The sequence below is a fragment of the Pseudomonas sp. 22490 genome (assembly GCF_052044465.1).
Lineage (GTDB): Bacteria > Pseudomonadota > Gammaproteobacteria > Pseudomonadales > Pseudomonadaceae > Pseudomonas > Pseudomonas aeruginosa.
Genome location: NZ_JBQENS010000002.1, coordinates 335908 through 358416, shown reverse-complemented (window position 1 = coordinate 358416; position 22509 = coordinate 335908). Strand labels below are relative to the sequence as shown.

Annotated in this window: 21 protein-coding genes; 9 read left to right on the top strand and 12 right to left on the bottom strand. The window is 68.1% G+C overall.

Translation table 11 applies throughout. The features are described 5' to 3' along the window. Positions 1–21 precede the first annotated feature (21 nt). Both ACTJJX_RS03825 and ACTJJX_RS03820 read right to left on the bottom strand, forming a co-directional pair. The gene (locus ACTJJX_RS03825) at positions 22–1401 is read right to left on the bottom strand and encodes a GTPase/DUF3482 domain-containing protein (RefSeq protein WP_003117881.1); all 1380 of its coding nucleotides are present in this window, start codon (positions 1399–1401) and stop codon (positions 22–24) included. Next, a complete protein-coding gene (locus tag ACTJJX_RS03820; RefSeq protein ID WP_003158453.1) occupies positions 1394–2779 on the bottom strand; it encodes a DUF2868 domain-containing protein in 1386 nt (461 codons plus the stop codon). The genes ACTJJX_RS03825 and ACTJJX_RS03820 overlap by 8 nt, the downstream gene beginning before the upstream one ends. Positions 2780–2970: 191 nt before the next feature. Here ACTJJX_RS03820 and ACTJJX_RS03815 point away from each other — a divergent pair, with 191 nt between their 5' ends. Further along, complete coding sequence (locus tag ACTJJX_RS03815) at positions 2971–3333, top strand: hypothetical protein (protein ID WP_003102907.1); 363 nt, start codon at positions 2971–2973, stop codon at positions 3331–3333. 36 nt (positions 3334–3369) lie between these two features. Here ACTJJX_RS03815 and ACTJJX_RS03810 read toward each other — a convergent pair whose 3' ends face one another. After that, positions 3370–4521, bottom strand: a complete 1152-nt coding sequence (locus tag ACTJJX_RS03810) for a glycerophosphodiester phosphodiesterase (protein WP_016852361.1) — start codon at positions 4519–4521, stop codon at positions 3370–3372. A 209-nt stretch (positions 4522–4730) separates the two neighbouring features. Between ACTJJX_RS03810 and ACTJJX_RS03805 the strand changes: the two genes are divergently transcribed. From ACTJJX_RS03805 to ACTJJX_RS03795, 3 genes are all read left to right on the top strand, one after another. After that, positions 4731–5822, top strand: a complete 1092-nt coding sequence (locus ACTJJX_RS03805) for a hypothetical protein (RefSeq protein WP_016852362.1) — start codon at positions 4731–4733, stop codon at positions 5820–5822. Beyond that, positions 5819–6859, top strand: coding sequence for a hypothetical protein (locus tag ACTJJX_RS03800; RefSeq protein WP_016263930.1), 1041 nt, complete (start codon positions 5819–5821; stop codon positions 6857–6859). The genes ACTJJX_RS03805 and ACTJJX_RS03800 overlap by 4 nt, the downstream gene beginning before the upstream one ends. A gap of 82 nt (positions 6860–6941) precedes the next feature. Beyond that, complete coding sequence (locus ACTJJX_RS03795; RefSeq protein ID WP_003084430.1) at positions 6942–7448, top strand: dihydrofolate reductase; 507 nt, start codon at positions 6942–6944, stop codon at positions 7446–7448. Positions 7449–7463: 15 nt separating this feature from the next. Here the strand turns inward: ACTJJX_RS03795 and ACTJJX_RS03790 are convergent, their stop codons facing one another. The 5 genes from ACTJJX_RS03790 to pfpI all read right to left on the bottom strand — a co-directional run bounded on the left by ACTJJX_RS03790 (position 7464) and on the right by pfpI (position 13665). Continuing rightward, on the bottom strand, positions 7464–7937 hold the full coding sequence (locus tag ACTJJX_RS03790) for a metallophosphoesterase family protein (protein ID WP_003102894.1): 474 nt from the start codon (positions 7935–7937) through the stop codon (positions 7464–7466). 138 nt (positions 7938–8075) lie between these two features. Then, complete coding sequence (locus ACTJJX_RS03785) at positions 8076–9461, bottom strand: nucleobase:cation symporter-2 family protein (RefSeq protein WP_003102887.1); 1386 nt, start codon at positions 9459–9461, stop codon at positions 8076–8078. 229 nt (positions 9462–9690) lie between these two features. Further along, positions 9691–11529 (bottom strand): dihydroxy-acid dehydratase, encoded by a 1839-nt coding sequence (gene ilvD, locus ACTJJX_RS03780; protein WP_003084436.1) that lies wholly within the window; start codon positions 11527–11529, stop codon positions 9691–9693. 327 nt (positions 11530–11856) lie between these two features. Beyond that, positions 11857–13053 carry a class I SAM-dependent rRNA methyltransferase gene (locus tag ACTJJX_RS03775; RefSeq protein WP_003102882.1) on the bottom strand — a complete coding sequence of 399 codons (1197 nt, stop codon included), beginning with the start codon at positions 13051–13053 and terminating at the stop codon, positions 11857–11859. Positions 13054–13125: 72 nt separating this feature from the next. Continuing rightward, complete coding sequence (pfpI, locus tag ACTJJX_RS03770) at positions 13126–13665, bottom strand: protease PfpI (protein WP_003102879.1); 540 nt, start codon at positions 13663–13665, stop codon at positions 13126–13128. Positions 13666–13880: 215 nt separating this feature from the next. Here pfpI and ACTJJX_RS03765 point away from each other — a divergent pair, with 215 nt between their 5' ends. The 5 genes from ACTJJX_RS03765 to ACTJJX_RS03745 all read left to right on the top strand — a co-directional run bounded on the left by ACTJJX_RS03765 (position 13881) and on the right by ACTJJX_RS03745 (position 17914). Continuing rightward, on the top strand, positions 13881–14705 hold the full coding sequence (locus ACTJJX_RS03765) for an HDOD domain-containing protein (RefSeq protein WP_003118789.1): 825 nt from the start codon (positions 13881–13883) through the stop codon (positions 14703–14705). Between the two features lie 58 nt (positions 14706–14763). Beyond that, the gene (gene mutM / locus ACTJJX_RS03760) at positions 14764–15576 is read left to right on the top strand and encodes a bifunctional DNA-formamidopyrimidine glycosylase/DNA-(apurinic or apyrimidinic site) lyase (RefSeq protein WP_003102876.1); all 813 of its coding nucleotides are present in this window, start codon (positions 14764–14766) and stop codon (positions 15574–15576) included. A gap of 76 nt (positions 15577–15652) precedes the next feature. Next, the gene (locus ACTJJX_RS03755) at positions 15653–16231 is read left to right on the top strand and encodes a lysophospholipid acyltransferase family protein (RefSeq protein WP_003084450.1); all 579 of its coding nucleotides are present in this window, start codon (positions 15653–15655) and stop codon (positions 16229–16231) included. Between the two features lie 82 nt (positions 16232–16313). Next, positions 16314–16658 carry a hypothetical protein gene (locus ACTJJX_RS03750; RefSeq protein ID WP_003084452.1) on the top strand — a complete coding sequence of 115 codons (345 nt, stop codon included), beginning with the start codon at positions 16314–16316 and terminating at the stop codon, positions 16656–16658. A gap of 269 nt (positions 16659–16927) precedes the next feature. Beyond that, positions 16928–17914, top strand: coding sequence for a tetratricopeptide repeat protein (locus ACTJJX_RS03745; RefSeq protein ID WP_016852363.1), 987 nt, complete (start codon positions 16928–16930; stop codon positions 17912–17914). Between the two features lie 104 nt (positions 17915–18018). On the opposite strand, the gene ggt is transcribed toward ACTJJX_RS03745, so the two are convergent. The 4 genes from ggt to ACTJJX_RS03725 form a co-directional block, all read right to left on the bottom strand. Then, the gene (ggt, locus tag ACTJJX_RS03740) at positions 18019–19752 is read right to left on the bottom strand and encodes a gamma-glutamyltransferase (RefSeq protein WP_016852364.1); all 1734 of its coding nucleotides are present in this window, start codon (positions 19750–19752) and stop codon (positions 18019–18021) included. A 127-nt stretch (positions 19753–19879) separates the two neighbouring features. After that, a complete protein-coding gene (locus ACTJJX_RS03735; protein ID WP_016852365.1) occupies positions 19880–20131 on the bottom strand; it encodes a YfhL family 4Fe-4S dicluster ferredoxin in 252 nt (83 codons plus the stop codon). 120 nt (positions 20132–20251) lie between these two features. Then, positions 20252–20731, bottom strand: a complete 480-nt coding sequence (gene coaD, locus ACTJJX_RS03730; protein WP_003084466.1) for a pantetheine-phosphate adenylyltransferase — start codon at positions 20729–20731, stop codon at positions 20252–20254. A 132-nt stretch (positions 20732–20863) separates the two neighbouring features. Continuing rightward, positions 20864–22459 carry a GMC family oxidoreductase gene (locus ACTJJX_RS03725; protein ID WP_003102870.1) on the bottom strand — a complete coding sequence of 532 codons (1596 nt, stop codon included), beginning with the start codon at positions 22457–22459 and terminating at the stop codon, positions 20864–20866. Positions 22460–22509 lie beyond the last annotated feature (50 nt).

Here is a 22509-nt window from a genome sequence, read left to right as displayed (position 1 = left end):
GGGCGATCGTCGCCCAGTCTGTCATTCCCCGCGTCCGCTCTCCAGCAATTCGGCCAGCGCGTCGATCTGTTCCTGGCGGTCGCTGCCGCCCACCCGCCTGCCGTTCAGCGACGACCACTCCGGATGCGCGCGCGCCTTGCGCAGTGCTTCCGGCAGCTTGCCTTCGCGCCACTGCTTGTCTTCCGGGGTTTCCAGGCGGATCGCCTCGACCGCCGCGTGGCCGCGCGTTTGCAGGGCTGCCAGGAGCTGCCGTTGGCGCAGCGCGAGCAAGCGCAGCACGGCGTCGTTGACAGTCAGCTCGCGGGCGCCCTTGAGCTTGCCGAGCAGGCGCGAGCCGTAGTGCCCGACGGTCTGCCAGGCGCCGCCGGCGAGGGCGCCGAGGGCGGCGGCGGCGCCAAGGGTGACGCCGCCCACCAGCAGGTCGATGCCGGCGCCGGCCGCGGCACCGGCCGCAACCCCGCCGCCGAGGCGGATACCGAGTTGGCGCAGGGTCTCCGGATTGAACAGATCGTCGCCCCAGCGGCCGTCGAGCAGCGGCAGGTCGGCGGCGCGGGCGTCGTCCCTGGCGAAGGCGTAGAGCCGCAGCAACGCTTCCACGCAGGCCTGCTCGCGCTTGCGCACCTGCTGGTGCAGGTCGCGGGTGGCTTCCTGCACGGCGCTTTCGCCGCCGGGCACCAGGCGCCGGCAGGCGGCGACGTCGACCAGCAATTCGGCGATCAGCCGTTGCCCGGCGCGCAGGCGCGCGGCGGCCTGGGTCTCATGGTCGGCGATCAGCCGGTCGAGTTGCGGCCGGGCGCGCTCCAGCAGCAGCGCCAGGCTCTCGTAGAGGCGCCGTTCGCCGTCCAGCGGCGGCGCCACGCTGTCGAAACGCACCAGGGCGTGCAGGCCCAGGCGAGCGAGGGCGGCGCGCCACTCCTCCTCGCGATGCTGCGGGCTGGCGACAAAGTTCAGCACCGGCAGCAGCGGCCGGCCGCAGCCGGCGAGCACCGCCAGTTCGTCGCGATACTTGGCCAGTACCGGTTCGCGGGCGTCGATCACGTAGAGCCCGGCGTCGGAGGCGAGCAACTGGCGGACCACCTTGGCTTCCTGTTCGAAACGCCCGCGCGCTTCGTTGCTGTCCAGCAACCGCGCCATGCGTTCCGGGCCATCGAGACGCTCGCCGGGGCGCTCCAGGGCGTCCAGGTAGTCGAGCAGGGCGATGGCGTCTTCCAGGCCGGGCGTGTCGTAGAGTTCCAGCAGCGCTTCGCCGTCCACCGACAGCCTGGCGCCCTCGACGTGGCGGGTGGTACTGGGGCGATGGGAGACTTCGCCGAATCCGCGGTCGCGAGTCAGGGTGCGCAGCAGCGAGGTCTTGCCGGTATTGGTGTGGCCGACCACGGCCAGGATCAGCGGCTCAGTCATGGCCGGTCTCCAGCCAGGCCAGCGGCGAGGTCTCGCCGTGCGGCAGTTGCAGGCGTTCCAGGGCGGCGTGCCAGTCACCCAGGCGGTCGCTGTCGAGCGCTTCGCCGGGCGGAGCCTGGAGCAGCCAGATGCGGGTGCTGGCGGCGCAGCGGGCGAGTTCGCCGAGCAGTGCCAGGGTGCCGCGGTCCGGCGAGCGACGCGGGTCGCAGGCGATGGCCAGGCGCGCCGGCGGGTAGCGGGTCAGTTGTTCGAGCAGGCGACGGCGCTGCTGGCCGTCGTCGAGGATGCCGGCGTCGGCGACGCCTTCGGCGAGCTTCGGCGGCCAGGGCCGGCGATCGTCCAGCTCCACCGCCACCAGCACCGCTCCGGCGGCTTCCTGGCTGGACTGGCCGCCCTGCGGCTCCGGCAGCCAGTCCGGTGCCGCGTCGCTGACGCCGAGGCGTTCGCTGGCCGGCATCAAGCGTTCGCGCAGCAGGCTGTAGCCTGGGTCGTCGAGGTCCAGGTCGAGGTGGGCCAGGCCGCGTTTCCAGCGCCACAGGCAGAGCAGACCGAGCAGCGCGCGCGGCAGGACCCCATAGACCAGCAGTACGCCTACCAGCCAGCCGGCCCAGGCGTGCCGTGCGGCTTCGCTGGCCAGGGCGGCGTCGCCGCTGGCGCGGATCAGCTCGGCGTCCGGCAACGGGAAGCCAAGCAACGCCGGCAGGGCGCCGAGCGCCTGGGTAAGGGCGATGAAGGTATCGCTGCCGAGAATGGTGGTTTCCCAGACGAAACCGTAGCGGCGGGTCGCCAGCAGGCCGAGGAGCATGGCCAGCGCGGTCAGCAGGCCGAGCAGCCAGAGCCCGTGGACCAGCGCGCCGAGGCCCCAGCGCGCCAGCCGGCGCCGGCCGAGCAGGACCAATAGCGCCGGCGCCAGGTGCGCGGCGCGGGCATCGCGCGCCAGCTTGCCGCTGAGCCACAGCCAGAGCCGGCCGAGCGCGCCCGCGGCCTCGCCGCCGGCGAGCAGGCCGAGGGCCCAGCCGAGCAGGGTCAGCAGGTGCAGGCCGAGTAGGCTGGCCAGCGCCCAGAACACGTTGACCGGGCGCTGGCCATCGCCGAGCGCGGCGAAGGCCAGTCCGGCGCCGCTGGCCAGGGCCAGCACCAGCAGCAGGGCCAGCGCCAGCCGCGAACCCTGGCGCCAGGTCCGCTGGGCGTCGAGCAGGCCCTCGCGGCGGCCCAGCCAGTGGGCGCGGGTGAGAATACGGCGCGGCAGGGAACCGCCCTGGGCCAGCGCCTGGCGAACCGCCTCGCTGTCTTCCAGCGGACCGGCCTGCTCCTCGCGCAGGCGAACGGCCTCGGTCAGCCAGAGGGCGTCGAGGCCGGGATGCGTCGTGTGACTCAAGTCACCTCCTGTGTCGATTTCCCTGCCGAGCGTGAATCGTGCCCGGCCAACGGCGTCTGATCAGCGCCAAACATAGCAAAAAGCGCCCCGGCGGCTCATGCTGGCTTGCCAGCCGGCTGGCGGCGGGGTGTGGGATTTTGACTGGCGCCGTGGCGAAAGCGTTCGGCGCCGGTAGCGAGAGGAACACTGAGATGAAGGTAGTACGCCGATACCCCCTGGCGCTGTTGCTGGGGATGGCGGGCGCGCTGGCCGACGAGTTGCCCGATGGCTCCTTGCTGCAACGCTATGGCGTGCAGGCCGACCAGTTGCCGACCCTGGCGGCGGATCCGCCGTCGCGCAAGGAGGAGAAGGAAACGCCGTCGCGCTTCCGGGTGGAGCCGGAGCAGCCCTTGGTGACCTTTGGCGTCAAGGACCACAAGGGCATGGAACCCACTGGCAACCCGTCGATCGACGCCATGCACGAGCGCGATCGGCGGATCTGCCGGAACATCAGGCGGCAGGCACTGGAGAAAGGCAAGGCACAGCCCTTCGACGGCTACATCGAGTGTCCATGAGGCCGGCGCCCGCGTACGAGCGCCGGTCGGGCTGCGTCAGCGCTGCTCGCGCAGGCGCACGGCGACGTCCGGCTGGTCGCTGAACAGGCCGTCGATGCCGGCGTCGAGGTAGGCCCTGATCTCGCCGGCCAGGTCGCCGCGCGACTGCGGGTTGCCGTCGGCGCTGCGGAACTCCGCCGGAAGGAAGCTGTTTTCCGCGCGGAAGGTGTAGGGATGCACCTTCAGCCCGGCGGCGTGGGCGTCGCCGACGAAGCGGGTCGGCTGGCCGAGGTTGCCGTTGGCATCGCGGGGAATCACGTAGCTCTTGTCCGGACCGACCCCGTAGGCGTAGCGCGCCACCTGGCGCAGGCCCTTGGCGGTGGCCATCTCGGCGTAGGTCAGGCTGCCGCCGGCAGCCTGCTGGTCGTAGGGCTGGCCGCTGCCGTAGAGCTGGACCAGGCGGATGCCGGTGAGGCGCTTGAGTTCCTTCAGGTTGTTCACCTCGAAGGACTGGATGAATACCGGCGCGCGCGGACCGAGGTAGCCGTTGCGGTGCAGGGTCTTCACCAGCGGGCGTTCCATGGCCAGGCCGAGGCGCTGGAAGTGGGTGCCGTGCTTGATCTCGGGGTACAGGCCGATGGTGCGCTGCTGGCTGATCTGCAGGCTTTTCACCAGGTCGATGATCTCCTGCAGGGTGGGGATCTCGAAGCTGCCGTCCAGGCGCGCATTGCCCGGGCGGATCGTGGGGATGCGCTCGATGGCGCGCAGGGTCTTCAGTTCGGCGAGGGTGAAGTCTTCGCTGAACCAGCCGGTGAGTTCCACTCCGTCGACTTTCTGCGTGCGCTTGCGGTCGGCGAATTCCGGGTGCTGGGCGACATCGGTGGTCAGGCCCAGTTCGTTGTCGTGGCGGGCGACCAGCTTGCCGTCGCGGGTCATCACCAGGTCCGGCTCGACGTAGTCGGCGCCCATCATCACCGCCAGGGCGTAGGCGCCCAGGGTGTGTTCCGGTACGTAACCGCTGGCGCCCCGGTGGGCGATGACCAGCGGCGAGCGTTCGTCGCTGGCCGGGTGGCGAACGGAGGCCTGGCCCTGGGCCCAGTCGATGGCGCGTTGTACGTTGCCGGTGTCGGCGTGGGCGGCGCTGGCCAGGCCAGCGGCGAGCATCAGGCAGGCGGCGCCGAGGTGGCGGCGCAGGAAGGCTGGTTGCATGACGGGTCCTCGTCGGCGGTTCGGGAGTGTTCCAGTCCAGCAGATTGACGCAGCCAGGTGATACTTCTTTGCCCGTTTCGCGACATTCCCGTGACAATCGCCGCCAGCGTGACGACGTCGGCGTTTTCCCGGCCAATCCAACGAAAGGGGCGGACGGCCGGGGCAGGGTATAGGGTGACGGCGCTCGCATAACAATAAGAGGATCGGTGATGGCTTCCGCGCAACCTGCCTCCGCGTTTCCCTGCCTGTCGTTGCAACTGGCCTGCCTGTTGCTGGGCGCCTGGCTGGCCTTCGATGCCCACGGCGGCCAGGCCGTGGCGCCGCCGGCCCGTGTCGAAGCGCGTGTGCCGACGGCCGCTACCGATGACTGGGGACGCCAGCCGGACAGCCTGATGAGCGCCGTGCCGCCGCGCACGCTGGAGGCGAGCGTCGGCGCCCGCGGCTCGGGATCGGCGAGTTCGCGACTGTGGATCGCCGATACCGACTTCCGCCTGCACGACGACATCGGTTTCTTCATCCAGCGCATGCTGATCCGCATGGAGCCGACTCGTCCCGGCGCGCCCTTGTCGCTCGACGATCCGACGGCGATGGTGGCGCGGATCCAGGCCGGCGAGATATTCGTCAGCGACGCCACCCTGGCGACCCTGCTCAACCAGGACCTCGCCGCGTCCCGCGCGGCCGTGCGCAACCTCAGTATGAACACCCGCAAGGACGGCCAGGAAGTGCGTGGCGAGTTGTTGCGCAAGGGGCGCTGGCGGCCGCTGCGGATGCTCACCGAGATCGAGCTGAGCGGTCCGCTGGAGGTGACCCTGGTACCCCGGCGGATCTTCGTCGACGGGGTCGAGGTCACTTCGTCGCTGGCGGCGGCCTCGATCGAGATGTCCGAGGTGCTGAAGCTGAAGACCCGGCACATGGAACTGGTCGGCAACCGCATCCGCGTCGACCTCGACGGTTTGTTCCCGCCGCCGCGCCTGGACTTCCGCGTCAGTCGCCTGGCCCTGGCCGACGGCGGCATGCAACTCGCCCTCGGCGACTCCCTGGCCGACCTGCAATGGCCGGCATTACGGGCGCCGGACAGCTACATGTTCATCGAGGGCGGCGATATCAAGATGGCGCGCACCGTGCTGGTCAAGGCCTATGCCCTGTTCACCAGCCTCAGCCCGGGGCAGCCGCTGCTGTTCAATCTCTACGACTACCGGCGGCAACTGCAGAACGGCGTGATCCGCCTGCGCGAGGACGGCATGGTGCAGATCGCCGTGTCGCCGGTGAAGGCGCCGGCGCCGCTGGAGGCACGGCTGTGAGCCGGCGTCCGTGGGGCGTACTGCTTGGCTGTTGCCTGTTGGCGGCCAGCGCGGCCCAGGCCGAAAGCGCCATCGACCGGCAGCAGCGCGAACTGGCCCTGCTGCGCGAGGGCTGGTACCGGCAGGTCCCCCCGGCGCCGGTGCCGCTGCCCATGCGTACGGCCGGGCCGGCGGATTCCGGCCAGGATGGTGTCGGCATACTGCTGCGCAACGTGGACATGTACCTGCGCGGCAACATCGGTTTCCACGTGCCCGAGCTGAAGGGCTGGCTGGTGCCGAACCGGGCCGGCCAGCCGGTGGACTTCGACCGTCCGCAGGACATGCATTTCCAGGTGATGGAGGGCGAGGTGCTGCTCAGCCCGCGGCAACTGGCCAACCTGTTCAACGAGCACATCCTCGCCTACGACGGGACCATGTTGAAGGACTTCCGCATGAGCAGTGCGGCGGGACGCCTGGAGGTGGAGGGGCGGGTGCGTCCGCTCGGCGTAGGGCCCTGGCTGCCGCTGCGGCTGGGCGGCGGCGTGGAGGTGGACGCGGCCAGCGGCGCGCTGGTCTATCGGCCCGACCAGTTGAGGGTGATCGGTCTGCCGCTGTACGGGGCGATGAGCCTGGTCGGCCTGCCGATGTCGGCGCTGGTCAGCCTCGATCGGCCGGGGGCGAGCCTGGTGGGCAGCGCCATGCGCCTGGACTACCGCAAGGTCTTCCCGCTGCTGGGCATCGACGGCCACGTACAGGAGGCCTGGCTCGACGACCAGGGGCTGCACCTGCGTTTCTCCCAGGCGCCCGGCCAGCCGTCGCCGGTGTTCAGCCCGCCGGCCGCGGCGGGCCCATCCTTCCTCTGGCTACAGTCGGGCGACCTGAAGATCTTCGAAATCCTCATCACCTACGCCCAGGTGCTGCTGAAGACCGAGACCCCGGACCAGGTGCTGACCTTCAACCTGCAGGACTACCGCAAGGTGCTGGCGACCGGCACCACCCAGGTCAACGAGGATGGCACCTTCTTCATGCAGGTGCCGCCGTATGCCAATCCCTTGTAGGCCGGCCCGCACAGTTGGCCTGGAGTCCGCCGGCGCGAGTGTTTATCCTCGCGCCTTTGTCCTTCCACGATGAGGTAACCCCATGGCACGACCGCTGGCGATGATCGCCGCCCTTGGCGAGAACCGCGCGATCGGCATCGACAACCGCCTGCCCTGGCGCCTGCCGGCCGACCTCAAGCATTTCAAGGCGATGACCCTCGGCAAGCCGGTGATCATGGGGCGCAAGACCTGGGACTCGCTGGGTCGGCCGCTGCCGGGCCGGCTAAACCTGGTGGTCAGCCGCCAGGCCGGCCTGGCACTGGAAGGTGCGGAAGTGTTCGCCAGCCTGGACGCCGCGCTGGCGCGCGCCGAGGCGTGGGCGCAGGCGGAGGACGCCGACGAACTGATGCTGATCGGCGGCGCCCAGCTCTATGCCGAGGCCTTGCCGCGCGCCGCGCGTCTCTACCTGACCCGGGTTGGCCTGGCGCCGGAGGGCGACGCCTTTTTCCCCGAGATCGATGGTGCGGCCTGGCGCCTGGCGTCGAGCATCGAACACGCCGCGGCTGACGATGCGCCTGCCTACGCCTTCGAGGTATGGGAGCGCCGCTGACGGTTCCAGGCGGGGTCAGAGGGTGATCAGCTCCGCCTCGATCTTCTTCCCCGCCACTTCCAGCACGCCGATCCCGATCGGCAAGCTGAAGCGCCGCGGCCCGGCGCTGCCCGGGTTGAGGTAGAGCACGCCGTCGCGCTCTTCCTTCAGCGGCTTGTGCGAATGTCCGGCGACCACCACGTCGATGCCTTCGGCGGCCGGGTCGAGGTCGAGTCGCTTGAGGTCGTGCAGCACATAGAGGGTCAGCCGGCCGATCTTCAGCAGCAGGCGCTCGGGGATGTCCGCCGCCCAGTCCTGGGTGTCGTTGTTGCCGCGCACCACCGAGAGCGGCGCCAGGCGTTCCAGCTCGGCGAGGATTTCCGGCTTGCCGATGTCGCCGGCATGGATCAACTGGTCGCAGCCGCGCAACCGTTCCAGCGCCTCGGGCCGGAGCAGGCCATGGGTGTCGGCGATCAGGCCGATGCGCAACGGGCGGCGGGACTGGGGCATGGGCGCGGGTCCGGGTTGCGGGACGGAAGAGGGTGGCCGACGGGCATGGCCATGCCGTCGATCATACCCAACCATTGGCCGGGTACGAAAACCCTTCGGCGAAAACCGCGACGCCACCCGGAGGTGGCGCCGCGCCTATCAGTGTCCGGCCTTCTGGACCGGGCTTTCCGGCAGGAACCAGTTCAGCAGCAGGGCGCAGATGCCGCCGGTGGCGACCCCGGACTCCAGCACGTTGCGCAGCGCCGCGGGCATGTGCGCGAGGAACTCCGGCACCTGCGAAACGCCCAGGCCGAGGGCCAGGGATACGGCGATGATCAGCAGGGCACGGCGGTCCAGCTGGATGCCGGCGAGGATGTTGATGCCCGAAGCGGCCACCGCGCCGAACATCACCATCGCCGCGCCGCCCAGTACCGGTTCCGGCACCGCCTGGATGACCCCGGCGACGCTCGGGAACAGGCCGAGCAGGACCAGCATGGCGGCGATCCACAGGCCGACGTAGCGGCTGGCCACGCCGGTGAGCTGGATCACCCCGTTGTTCTGGGCGAACACTGAGCTGGGGAAGGTATTGAAGATACCGGCGAGGAACGAGTTGGCGCCGTTGACCAGCACGCCGCCCTTGATCCGCTGCATCCACAGCGGGCCTTCCACCGGTTGCTTAGACACCTTGCTGGTGGCGGTGACGTCGCCGATGGCTTCCAGGGAGGTGACCAGGTAGATCACCAGCATCGGGATGAACAGCGGCCAGGAGAAGTCCAGGCCGAAGTGCAGCGGGGTCGGTACCTGGAACAGCTCGGCCTGGTGCATGCCGGTGAAGTCCAGGCGACCGAGGTAGCCGGCCAGCGCGTAGCCGACGGCCAGGGCGATGACGATGGCGCAACTGCGCATCCATACCACCGGGATGCGGTTGAGCACCACGATGATGCCCAGCACCACACCGGACAGCAGCAGGTTCTCGCCGTTGGCGAAGGTGCCGTTGGACATCGCCGAGAAGCCGCCGCCCATGCTGATCAGGCCGACCTTGATCAGGGTCAGGCCGATCATCAGCACGACGATGCCGGTCACCAGCGGGGTGATCAGCCGCTTGACGAACGGCAGTATGCGCGAGATGCCCATCTCGACGAAGGAGCCGGCGATGACCACGCCGAAGATCGCCGCCATCACGCTTTCCACCGGCGTGCCCTGCTTGACCATCAGCGCCCCGCCGGCGATCAGCGGGCCGACGAAGTTGAAGCTGGTGCCCTGGACGATCAACAGTCCGGCGCCGAACGGGCCGAAGCGCTTGCACTGGACGAAGGTGGCGATGCCGGAGATCACCAGCGACATCGACACGATCAGATTGGTGTCGCGCGGCGATACGCCCAGCGCCTGGCAGATCAGCAGGCCGGGGGTAACGATCGGCACGATGATCGCCAGCAGGTGCTGGAGGGCGGCGAGCAGGGCGATGGGAGCGCTGGGACGGTCGTCCAGGCCATAGACCAGGTCGTTGCGGGCGCTGGCGTCCGACGGGCTTTGCAGGGAACTCATGGTGGCGGTCCGGGGAAAAAGAGCGCGATTTTACTGGGCGAACGCGGTCTCGCCCAGGCCTGGCTGCGTCGCATGTCGGCGGATAACGCCGGTGGCGTATGCGCCCTGCGGTTGGAGCGTGGGTGAGCGGTAGGGCGAATGACCGCTTGCGGTTATCCGCCATTCGGCGCGCGTACGCGTGAATGAAAAAGCCCGGCGCGGGACCGGGCTTTTTTCGTCGCGGGACGATTCAGCCGTCCAGCAGCGCCTTGTTGCGTACCGCGCCCTTGTCGGCGCTGGTGGCGAGCAGGGCGTAGGCCTTGAGCGCGGTGCTGACGCGGCGGGCACGCGGCGCGGCCGGCTTCCAGCCCTTCTTGTCCTGTTCGGCGCGGCGTGCGGCGAGTTCTTCGTCGCTGACCAGCAGGTTGATCGAGCGATTGGGAATGTCGATCAGCACCTTGTCGCCGTCCTGCACCAGGCCGATGGCGCCGCCGGCGGCGGCTTCCGGGGAGGCGTGACCGATGGACAGGCCCGAGGTGCCGCCGGAGAAGCGTCCGTCGGTGAGCAGGGCGCACTGCTTGCCCAGGCCCTTGGACTTCAGGTAGCTGGTCGGATAGAGCATTTCCTGCATGCCCGGCCCGCCCTTCGGTCCTTCGTAGCGGATGATCACGATGTCGCCGGCCTTCACCTCGTCGCCGAGGATGCCTTTCACCGCGGCGTCCTGGCTTTCGAATATCTTCGCGCTGCCTTCGAACACGTGGATCGACTCGTCGACCCCGGCGGTCTTCACCACGCAGCCGTCGAGAGCGATGTTGCCGTAGAGCACGGCCAGCCCGCCTTCCTTGGAATAGGCATGCTCGACGCTGCGGATGCAGCCCTCGGCGCGGTCGTCGTCCAGGCTCGGCCAGCGGGTGTTCTGGCTGAACGCGGTCTGGGTCGGGATGCCCGCCGGACCGGCCTTGAAGAAGGTGTGCACGGCTTCGTCGCGGGTCTGGGTGATGTCCCACTGGGCGATGGCGTCGGCCATGCTCGGGCTGTGCACGGTGGGGACGTCGGTGTGCAGCAGGCCACCGCGGGCCAGTTCGCCGAGGATGGAGAAGATGCCGCCGGCGCGATGCACGTCTTCCATGTGGTACTTCTGGATGTTCGGCGCCACCTTGCACAGTTGCGGCACCTTGCGCGACAGGCGGTCGATGTCGCGCAGGTCGAACGGCACCTCGGCCTCCTGGGCGGCGGCCAGCAGGTGCAGGATGGTATTGGTCGAGCCGCCCATGGCGATGTCCAGGGTCATGGCGTTCTCGAAGGCCTTGAAGTTGGCGATGTTGCGCGGCAGCACGCTGTCGTCGCCTTCGCCGTAATAGCGCTGGCAGAGTTCCACGGCCAGGCGCCCGGCGCGCAGGAACAGTTGCTCGCGGTCGGCGTGGGTGGCCAGGGTCGAGCCGTTGCCCGGCAGCGACAGGCCGAGCGCCTCGGTCAGGCAGTTCATCGAGTTGGCGGTGAACATGCCGGAGCAGGAGCCGCAGGTCGGGCAGGCGCTGCGCTCGTACTCGGCGACCTTCTCGTCGGAGCAGGAGTCGTCGGCGGCCACCACCATGGCATCGACCAGGTCCAGGCCGTGGCTGGCCAGCTTGGTCTTGCCGGCTTCCATCGGCCCGCCGGAGACGAACACTACCGGGATGTTCAGGCGCAGCGCGGCCATCAGCATGCCGGGGGTGATCTTGTCGCAGTTGGAGATGCAGACGATGGCGTCGGCGCAGTGGGCGTTGACCATGTATTCCACGGAGTCGGCGATGATCTCCCGGCTCGGCAGCGAATAGAGCATGCCGTCGTGGCCCATGGCGATGCCGTCGTCGACGGCGATGGTGTTGAATTCCTTGGCCACGCCGCCGGCCTTCTCGATCTCGCGGGCGACCAGTTGGCCGAGGTCCTTCAGGTGCACGTGGCCGGGCACGAACTGGGTGAAGGAGTTGGCGATGGCGATGATCGGCTTCTTGAAGTCTTCGTCCTTCATCCCGGTGGCGCGCCAGAGGGCGCGGGCGCCGGCCATGTTGCGGCCGTGGGTGGAGGTTTTCGAGCGGTAATCGGGCATGACGATTTCCTGCGGCTAATCAGGTTCGGGTTATGACTGTATCGTGAGCGTCGAAGGAACCGGATGCAAACGGGGAATAGCCGAGTGTACGGAGTTGGCCGGGGTCTGAATGGGGTCACCATTGGCGACGGCCTGGGCTCACTGCCCGCCGGGGGATGATTGGCGAGGAATGCCCGGATTCTAAGCCCAGAGCGGGCGAATGGGGAAGGCTGGCGGTCGGCGGAGCGGCGCGTCGCGACCCGGCTGGCGTCTTGCGCCGCCCGTCGCGCCATGAGCGGCGGTGGCCGTAGGGCGGATGAACGCAGGCGCTCATCCGCCGGGACGGGCTCAGCCGTTGGGCAGCAGCCGGCAGGTCAGGCTCTTGATGTAGCGGGTTTCCGCGATCGCCAGGTGCACCGGATGGTCGGGGCCCTGGCCGCCGCGCTCGAGCAGCTGGATGTTGCGGTCGAGATGGCGGGCGCTGCCGATCAGGATGTTCTGCAGGTCGTCCTCGGGCAGGTGCATCGAGCAGGAGGCGCTGACCAGGATGCCGTCCTTGCTCAGCAGGCGCATGGCCTGTTCGTTGAGACGGCGGTAGGCGGCCTCGCCGTTCTTCAGGTCCTTCTTGCGCTTGATGAAGGCCGGCGGGTCGGCGATCACCACGTCGAAGCGTTCGTCGGCGGCCTTCAGCTCGCGCAGGGCCTCGAACACGTCGCCCTCGACGCAGGCGACCTTCTCCGCCACGCCGTTCAGTGCCGCGTTGCGCTCGACGCCGTCGAGGGCGAAGGCGGACGCGTCCACGCACATCACTTCGCTGGCGCCGAAGGCGGCGGCCTGGATGCCCCAGCCACCGATATAGCTGAACAGGTCGAGGACCCGCTTGCCCCGCACGTAGGGCGCCAGGCGCGCACGGTTCATGCGGTGGTCGTAGAACCAGCCGGTCTTCTGCCCGGCCAGCACCGGCGCCTCGAACTTCACGCCGTTCTCTTCCAGGGCGACCCACTCCGGCACTTCGCCGTAGGCATTGGCCACGTAGCGTTCCAGGCCCTCGGCGTCGCGCGCGCTGGAGTCGTTCTTCCAGAGCACGGCGGCGGGCTTGAGCACCTGCAGCAGGGCGGCGAGCACCTCGTCCTTGCGCAGTTCCATGGCTGCGGACGCCAGTTGCACCACCAGCACGTCGCCGAAGCGATCGACCACCAGGCCGGGCAGCAGGTCGGAATCGCCGTAGACCAGCCGGTAGAACGGCTTGTCGAAAAGCCGCTCGCGCAGGCTGAGGGCGATGTTGATGCGATGAACCAGCAGCGATTTGTCGAGAACGTGCTTGGTATCACGGGAAATGAGGCGGCCGCAGATGAGATTGTTCGGGCTCAGCGCGACGATGCCCAGCGGCTTGCCGTTGGCCATTTCCAGCACCGCCTGGTCGCCGGCGGCGAAGGCATTCAGCGGCGTCGCGGCGACATCCACCTCGTTGCTGTAGACCCACAGGTGGCCGGCGCGCAGGCGGCGCTCGGCGTTGGCTTTGAGACGCAAGCTGGGCAGGGTCATGGGAAAGGCTCCGGCAAAAGAGCGCGATTATAGCGCAGCGACGGGATTCGCCGCTGCGCGAACGCGGGCCGTTCAGCCGGCGAGGATTTCGATGAATCGACGGTTGAAGGCCGGGATGTCTTCGGGTTTGCGGCTGCTCACCAGCTTGCCGTCCACCGCTACCTCCTGGTCCACCCAGTGGCCGCCGGCGTTGTTGATGTCGTCCTTGAGCGACGGCCAACTGGTCAGGGTACGACCCTGCACCAGTCCGGCGGAGATCAGCAGCCAGGCGCCGTGGCAGATCACCGCCACCGGCTTGCTCGCCTGTTCGGCGCGGATCGCCAGTTCCTGGGCCTTGGCCAGGCTGCGGATCTGGTCGGAATTGATCACCCCGCCGGGCAGCAGCAGGGCGTCGTAGTCGTCCAGGCTGGCGTCTTCGAAGGTGCCGTCGACGCGGAAGGCCTCGGCTGGCTGGTGATGGTTCCAGCCGCGCACCTCGCCGGCCTTGTCGGAAAGAATCCTTACCGTGGCGCCGGCGTCTTCCAGGGCTTTTTTCGGACCGGTCAGTTCGACCTGTTCGAAACCGTCGGTCACCAGGGCGGCGACGACCTTGCCGTGCAGGGATTGGGTCATGGCATGTCTCCCGATATCAGAAGGGGTATTCATTCCGACCCTGGCGGCTGCGGGAAAAGTTCCATGTCCGTTGCCTGGCGCCGCTTTTCCGGTAGAAGCCCGCCCCATGGCGGGGTTCTCCGGGTAAACTGCGCGCACCGTCAACTTTCGCCTCCGTCCTCATGGTCCAAGAACTCACCGCCGAGCAGATCCGCCAGGCCCTGCAAGGCATCAGCGTGCCGCCGCAACCCCAGATCATGGTCGACCTGCAGATGGAGCAGGTCATGCCCAATCCGGACCTGAAGAACATTGCCAGGCTGATCAGCCAGGACCCGGGCCTTTCCGGGGCTCTCCTGAAACTGGTGAACTCGCCGTTCTTCGGCCTGGCCAATCGCATCACTTCGATCCAGCGCGCGGTGAACCTGCTGGGCAGTCGTTCGGTGATCAACCTGATCAACGCCCAGTCGATCAAGGGTGAGATGAGCGACGACACCATCGTCACCCTCAACCGTTTCTGGGACACCGCCCAGGACGTGGCCATGAGCTGCCTGAGCCTGGCCAAGCGGATCGGCTACGAATCGGTGGACGAAGCCTACGCTCTCGGCCTGTTCCACAATTGCGGCATCCCGCTGATGCTCAAGCGCTTCCCGCACTACATGGCGGTGCTGGAAGAGGCCTACGCCGCCGCCAGCGACGAACGCCGGGTGGTGGACACCGAGAACCGCGTGCTGAACACCAACCATGCGGTGGTCGGCTACTACACCGCGCGCTCCTGGCGCCTGCCGGAGCACGTCTGCGAGGCGATCGCCAACCACCACAACGCGTTGTCGATCTTCGGCGACGAATCGGCACGCGATACCCAACTGAAGAACCTGCTGGCGATCCTGAAGATGGCCGAGCACATCTGCGGTTCGCACCGGGTCCTCGGCAACCAGCCGGAAGACCACGAATGGAACAGCATCGGTGCGCTGGTGCTGGACTACGTCGGGCTCACCGACTACGACTTCGAGAACCTCAAGGGCTCGATCCTCGAGCTGGGCGTCGGCCAGGGCAGCTACTGACTGGCCGCGCCGCGGCGCTTCCTGCTAAGGTGCCGCGGTCAACCGGATTGCTGCCGCCATGCCCGAACTACCCGAAGTCGAAACCACCCGCCGGGGCATCGCCCCCTACCTCGAAGGCCAGCGCGTCGAGCGCGTGATCGTGCGCGAGCGGCGCCTGCGCTGGCCGATTCCCGAAGACCTGGACGTGCGCCTGTCCGGACAACGCATCGTCAGCGTCGAGCGCCGCGCCAAGTACCTGCTGCTGGGCGCCGAGGCCGGTACGCTGATCAGCCACCTGGGCATGTCCGGCAGCCTGAGGCTGGTGGAGAGCGGCACCCCGGCCAGTCGCCACGAGCACGTCGACATCGAGCTGGCCTCGGGCATGGCCCTGCGCTACACCGATCCGCGGCGCTTCGGCGCCATGCTCTGGAGCCTGGCGCCACTGGAACACGAGTTGCTGCGCAACCTCGGCCCGGAACCGCTGACCGACGCTTTCGCCGGCCAGCGTCTGTTCGAGCTGTCGCGCGGGCGGAGCATGGCGGTCAAGCCGTTCATCATGGACAACGCGGTGGTGGTCGGGGTCGGCAACATCTACGCCAGCGAAGCGCTGTTCGCCGCCGGCATCGATCCGCGCAAGCCCGCCGGGAGCATCTCCAAGGCGCGCTACCTGCGCCTGGCGGAGGAGATCAAGCGGATCCTGGCGATCGCCATCGAGCGCGGCGGCACCACCCTGCGCGATTTCGTCGGCGGCGACGGCCAGCCCGGTTACTTCCAGCAGGAATTGTTCGTCTATGGCCGTGGCGGGGAGTTCTGCAAGGTCTGCGGCAGCACCCTGCGCGAGATCCGCCTAGGCCAGCGCGCCAGCGTGTACTGCCCGCGCTGCCAACGCTGAAGCGCCGCGCCGCGCATACTCTACCGCCACAAGAAGGGCCGCCACGGTGAGCGGCCTGCCATAAGAAAGGTGCACGATGTCCGGCAATTACCTGCCTCGCAACACCCTGGTCGAGTCGCTCGGCCATGCCATGCTGAAACTCTCCGGCTGGAAGATCGAGGGCCAATTGCCCGCGCTCGACAAGTTCGTGGTGATCGGCGCCCACCACACCTCGAACTGGGACTTCGTGGCCTTCCTTGCCGCCAAGTTCGTCCTGCGCCTGAACGCCCGCTGGTTCGGCAAGCACACCCTGTTCAACGGCCCGCTGGGCGGCCTGATGCGGCGCTGGGGCGGTATCCCGATCCAGCGCCACCTGAAGCTGAATACCGTGGACCAGGCGATCCAGGCCTTCCGCGAGCACCGTGAGTTCATGCTGATCATCGCTCCGGAAGGCACGCGCAAGAAGGTCGACCGCTGGCGCATGGGCTTCTACCACATCGCCCGTGGCGCCGGCGTACCGGTGGTACCGGCGGCGCTGGACTACGAAAACCGGCGGATCGTCATCGGCGAACCCTTCTGGCCGACCGGCAACGAGGACGCCGACCTGTGCAGCCTGATCGGCTTCTACCGGCCGTTCATCCCGAAAAAGCCGCACTACGCATTCCTCGGCGATTGAAGGCGGTCACGCTGGCACTACCCGCAGCGCTGTTATAGTTAGGCGATATCTGCCCAACCAAAAACCAGAAAGGACCGCCTCCATGAACCTGTTTCGCACCACCGCGCTCGTGCTGGCGCTGACCACCGGGCTCTCGTCCATGCCCGCGCTGGCGGATGCCGTGCAGGAAAACGCCAGCGGCGACCCGATGTACACCGTCGAAGCGCCCCCCGCGTACGCCATGATCGGCGATCTGCTCATCGCCCGTCCCTTCCTGATCGCCGCCACGGCCGTCGGGGCGGTGGCCTTCGTGGTCAGCCTGCCGTTCACCGCGGCCAGCGGCAGCGTCGGCAAGGCCGGCCAGGCGCTGGTGGTCGATCCGGGCAAGGAAGCCTTCGTCCGTTGCCTGGGCTGCACCACCAGCGGCTATAACCACGACGAAAGCTGAGTTTCCAACGGAATGAAAAAAAGCCGGTCATCGACCGGCTTTTTGTTTTCTCGATGCATTGCAGGGGGCACGGAGATTGGGCTAAGTCTTTTCTTCCGCCACGGCAGGCGGCAGCTATAGCGCCGCATCGGCCGATGACAGATGTTCCGCACGGACCGTTCGCGGCACTTGATCGGACTCTCCGATGGTGACAGTGTCCTGCTGACCAGCAAGGTCACAAGGTCGACCAGGGGTGGCCGACCGACTCAACCAAGATAAGGATTTCGCGTATGTTCAGTCAGTGGGTGTTCCTGTCCGTCCTTGCTCTTGCCGTACCCTCGTTCGCCTGGGCGGAGGATGCGGTGTCCGACCTCGCCAAGGAGCAGTCCAAGGCCGAGCAGGGCGACAAGCGCGGCGATGAACTGTTCGCCGAATTCACCCGCCTCCGCCAGGCCGCCGAGACGGGGGAGCCGCAGGCTCTGTTCGATTTCGGCGCCTACTTCTACCAGCAACGGAACTACGCCAGCGCGCGCGAATGGTGGGGCAAGGCGGCCGCTGCGGGGATGGTCCGCGCGCAGATCCAACTGGCCATGCTCTATCGCGATGGTGACGGCGGGCCACAGGACAAGACCGAGGCGGCACGCTGGTTCCGGAAGGCCGCGGAGCAGGGGGATGCCGCCGCCCAGAATGAAATGGGCGTTCTCTACTGGAGAGGCGAAGGGGTCGACCAGGACCGGGTGAAGGCCGGGACCTGGTTCGAACGCGCGGCGGCCAGCGGTAGCGAAGACGCCGAAACCAATCTGGGATGGTTCTACCTGGACGACTCGCAAGGCGTCTATTCCGCCACTTCAGACGAGGAAGCCGCCCTGCTGGACCGTTATGCCGGCAGCCGGGAAAAGGCCTTCCACTGGTTCTGCAAGGCTGCGACCCAGGGAGATGCCCGTGCCCAGTTCAAGGTGGGCGAGGCCTACTGGAACGGTTCCGGTGCCGGGATGAACAAGCTGCAAGCGCGGCTCTGGCTGGAAAAGGCCGCACAGCAGCAGGATGCGGATGCCATCGCCTGGTTGGAGAGCGCCGCGAACGCAGCCTGGTACACCCGCCTGGAAAACTGGATTCATGCTGCGCTGGATGGAGAGCTGTCCGGTGTCGCCGACTGCTCCGGTGCCGCCGATCGCCGGCACTCCGGCCGAGGCATGGAGGGCGCCCCGTCTGACCCGGAGGCGGTGGAAGCCAGTGCGGAGGATGCGCAGCAGGCGGTTGAAGCGGCGAGCCAGTGAGGCACGCCGCCTGGATTGCCAGCTGGACTCGTCGGCGAAATCCCTACGCGGCGCCTATCTGGGTGAGATCGTCGAACATTTTTTGAGCGCTGTCTCTCGTTTGTTCAGTGCGGCCGAGGCTGCGTTTGCGCCTCCAGGGACAGAGACGAGTAGCCGATCCCGCGCGGGTCGCTGGCGGCGTCGACGCGGCCGCTGCGCTTGTCCCAGTAGAGCACCTGCTGGTTGCCGTAGCTGCGCTCCAGACGTTTGAGCTGATAGCCGCGCCGGCGCAGTTCGGCGGCCTCGGCATCGCTGAAGGCGCGCGGTTCGTACTCGACGACGTCCGGCTTGTACTGGTGGTGGTAGCGCGGCGCGGCGACCCATTGGCCGACCGGGCGGCCGTCGAAGTACTGCAGCATGGAGATCAGCACCATGCTCGGGATGCGGCTGCCGCCAGGGGTGCCGAAGGCGGCGAAGTCGGTCGGGCTTTCCAGGAAGCTCGGGCTCATGCTCGACAGCGGGCGCTTGCCGGCCGCCACCGCGTTCGCCTGGCTGCCGGCCAGGCCGTAGCTGTTGGCGCCCTGGGTGTCGGCGGCGAAATCGTCCATCTCGTTGTTCAGCACCACGCCGGTATCGGGAACGGTGAAGGCAGCGCCGAACGGCAGGTTCACTGAGAGGGTGGCGGCCACCGCGTTGCCCTGGGCATCGATCACCGCGAAGTGGGTGGTGTGGTCGCCTTCGCGCCAGGCCGGCGCCTCCGGCAGCGCCGAGCTGGGCGTGGCGCGGCGCGGGTCGATGCCGGCGGCAAGGCGCTTCAGGTAGTCCGGCGCCAGCAAACTGGGCAGCGGGTTGGCGACGAAGTCCGGGTCGCCGAGCAGGCCTCGATCGCGGTAGGCACGGCGCAGGACCTCCAGCACGTAATGGGCACGCTGTACCGGCTCGGCCTTCTGCCACGGCAGCTGTTCCAGCATCTGCAGGCTCTGCGCCAGGGCGACGCCGCCGGCCGAGGGCGGCGGTGCGCTGATCAGTTCGCGGCCGTTGGCCAGCTTCACCTCCAGCGGGCGGCGTTCGATCACCCGGTAGTCGCGCAGGTCGGCCGCGCTCCAGATGCCGCCGCCGGCGCGGACCCCGGTGAGCAGCTTGTCCGCTGTCTCGCCTTCGTAGAAACCAATCCGCCCGTAGCGCCCGAGGCGTTCCAGGGTACGTGCCAGCTGCGGTTGGCGGAGCAGGTTCCATTCGTCGGGGATTCCGCCCTTGTCGAGGAAGATCCGCGCGGTTTCCGGGTCCTTGCGCATCGCTTCCAGGCGCATGGCGGCGCGGTCACGGTAGATCCGGTCGACGGAGACGCCATCCACCGCCAGGCGGATCGCCGGCACCAGATTGTCGGCCAGGGGCTTGCGTCCGTAGCGGCTGCTCAATTCGACCAGCGCCGCCGGCAGGCCGGGGATCGCCGCCGCCAGCGGGCCGTCGACGGACAGCCTGGGGTCGACCTTGCCATTGCGCCGGTACATGTCGGCGTAGGCGGCCTTCGGCGCGCGCTCGCGGGCGTCGAGGAAGCGATAGGTCGGCTGCGCACCGGCCTGGCGCAGAAGGAAGAATCCACCGCCGCCGAGTCCCGAGCCGTAAGGCTCGGCTACCGCCAGGGCAGCGGCGATGGCCGCCGCGGCGTCGAAGGCGTTGCCGCCATTGGCCAGGGTTTCCAGGCCGGCGACGGTCGCGGCCGGATGTGGCGTGGCGACGGCGGCCTGCTGCGGTGCGTGGGCGTCGCCGCGAAAGCTGTCGGCATGCGCCGCGAGGCTGAGCAGGGACAGGCCGCAGGCGGCGACCAGGGTACGGACGGGCAGGTTCAGGAAGGACATGGCGGCTCACTGTTCAGCGGCGTTCGCGGGACGGGACCGCGAACGCCTCAGACTGGATTGCCAAGGATAGCCAAAAGCGCGTCGGACGGGGCGCGAACCGTCCCTGAAGGACAGGCGCCGGCGGGGATCAGGCCTTGCCGGTGATCTTCCGGTATTTCTCCATCAACTGTTCCTTGCTCTCGACATTGGCGTCGTCAAGGGGAATGCAGTCCACCGGACAGACCTGCTGGCACTGCGGCTCGTCGTAGTGGCCGACGCACTCGGTGCAGAGATTGGGATCGATCACATAGATTTCTTCGCCTTGCGAGATCGCGCCGTTCGGGCATTCGGGTTCGCAGACGTCGCAATTGATGCAATCGTCAGTGATTTTCAGGGACATCTAACAACTCCAACCGCGACGGACAGCCACGGCATCGGTAACGGGAATAGCGGAATTGTGCCGCATCGGCGCCCGCAGTGCACGCGGGACGCCGACGGGAGGCCGGCGGAGAGACGCGGATCAGCGCTTGAAACGTTCCGCCAGGGCGTCTGCCACGGCCGGATGCACGAACTTGCTGATATCCCCGCCGAGAGCGGCGATTTCCCGGACCAGCGTCGAGGAAATGAAAGAGTACTTCTCCGACGGGGTGAGGAACATGCTTTCCACGTCGGGGGCGAGCTGGCGGTTCATGTTGGCCAGCTGGAACTCGTACTCGAAGTCGGAAACCGCGCGCAGGCCGCGGAGGAAGACATTCGCCTTCTGCTCCTTGACGAAGTGCGCCAGCAGGGTGGAGAAGCCCACCACCTCGACGTTCGGCAGGTGCTTGGTGACCTCCTGGGCCAGCGCAACCCGCTGTTCCAGGCTGAACAGGGGGTTCTTCTTGGGGCTGGCGGCGACCGCGATGATCACATGGTCGAAAAGCCGTGAAGCACGTTCGATCAGATCGCCGTGACCCTTGGTGATGGGATCGAAGGTGCCTGGGTACAGCACTCGGTTCATCGCTACGTCCTGGCAGGGTTTCGTAAGGGAATCGGATGGTAGCGCAGGGATGCCCGTGCGGCCAAGACGCACGGGCCATCGGCCTTTAGCCCATAGGTCTGATGGCGCCGGGCCGGCTGCCGCGGCGGCGGTTCAGGCCCTGGCCAGGCGTTCGGCCAGCGCGCTGGCCAGTTGCGCGGTAAGACCGTAGACCGAGAGCTGCGGGTTGGCGCCGATGCTGGTGGGGAACAGCGAGCCGTCGTGGATCGACAGGTTCCGCAGGTGGTGATGGCGGCCGAGGCTGTCGGCCACCGCCACGGCCGGGTCTTCGCCCATGGCGCAGCCGCCCATGACGTGGGCGCTGCCCAGGCGCGTGCGGTAGATCTCCAGGCGCAGGCCGTCGATGATCCCGCGCGCCTCCTGCAGGTTCTTCGCGCTACGCGCGTCGCTGTGCACCGGCCGCACTTCCCGGGCGCCGGCGGCGAACTGGATCTCCGCCATGGTATGGAAGGCACGGCGGATACCGTCCCAGGTGTAGTCGGTCATCCGGTAGTCGAGCACTGGGGTGTCGTCGCCGCGCAGGCCGACCGAGCCCTCCGCGCTGTCCGGGTGGAAGCCGTCGCGGAGCAGGGCGAGCATCATGTTGGTATGCGGTAGCTGTTCCATGCGCAGGGCGTTGTCGCTGCCGAAGCCGCCGAGCAGCACCGAGGCCAGCGACGGTTGCAGCGGCGGCACCTCCAGTTTGTAGGACATGCGTCCGGTGACACCGTCGTCCCATTGGAAATGGTCGGAGTAGATCGACTGCGGTGCGCCGTAGAAGGGGTTGATCACCCGGTCGAACAGCCCCGCGCTGAAATTCACCGTGTGCAGGAAGGTGCGCTTGCCGACCCGCTGGCTCGGATCAGGCGCCTTCGAGCGGAGAAGAATCGCCGGGGTGTTGATGCCGCCGCCGGAGAGCACGTAGTGCCTGGCCCGGACCCTGATCCGGCGGCCGTTGGGCGCCACGCAGCGCTCATCCATGCCCAGGCATTCGAGGCCCGTCACCTTGTCGCCGTCCAGCAGCAGCCGGTTGGCGCGCGCCAGGTAGAGCAGCTCGCCACCCTTGTCGAGGGTCGCCGGGATGGTGGTGACCAGCATCGACTGCTTGGCGTTGACCGGGCAGCCCATGCCGCAGTAGCCGAGGTTCCAGCAACCGAGGACGTTGCGCGGGATGACCTTCCAGTGATAGCCGAGCTTCTCGCAGCCCAGGCGGATCACGTCGTTGTTGGCATTCGGCGGCAGCGCCCAGGGCGCCACGTGCAGGCGCTGCTCCATTTTCTCGAACCAGGGCGCCATGTCCTCCGCGCTGTGGCCCTTGACCCCGTAGACCTGGGCCCAGTGCTGCAGGGTCGGTTCCGGGGTGCGGAAGCTGCTGGTCCAGTTGATCAGGGTGGTGCCGCCCACGGCGCGGCCCTGGAGGATGGTGATGGCGCCGTCCTTGCTCATCCGGCCGATGCCTTCCTGGTACAGCTCGGGGTAGGCGTCGGCCTCCTGCATCTTGAAATCGCTGCTGGTCTTCAGCGGGCCTTCTTCCACCAGCAGCACCTTCAGGCCGGCGGCGCTGAGGATTTCCGCGGTGGTGCCGCCGCCGGCGCCGGTGCCGACCACGACCACGTCGGCCTCCAGCTCCAGGTCGTCGTCCAGGCGCGAGCCGTTGTAGGTTTTCCAGCCGCGGGCGAGGCCCTCGGCGAACAGATCGGGTACAGGCATGAATGCACTCTCAGGCTAGGCGGCTTCGGGCTCTTCGTATTGTTCCGGGG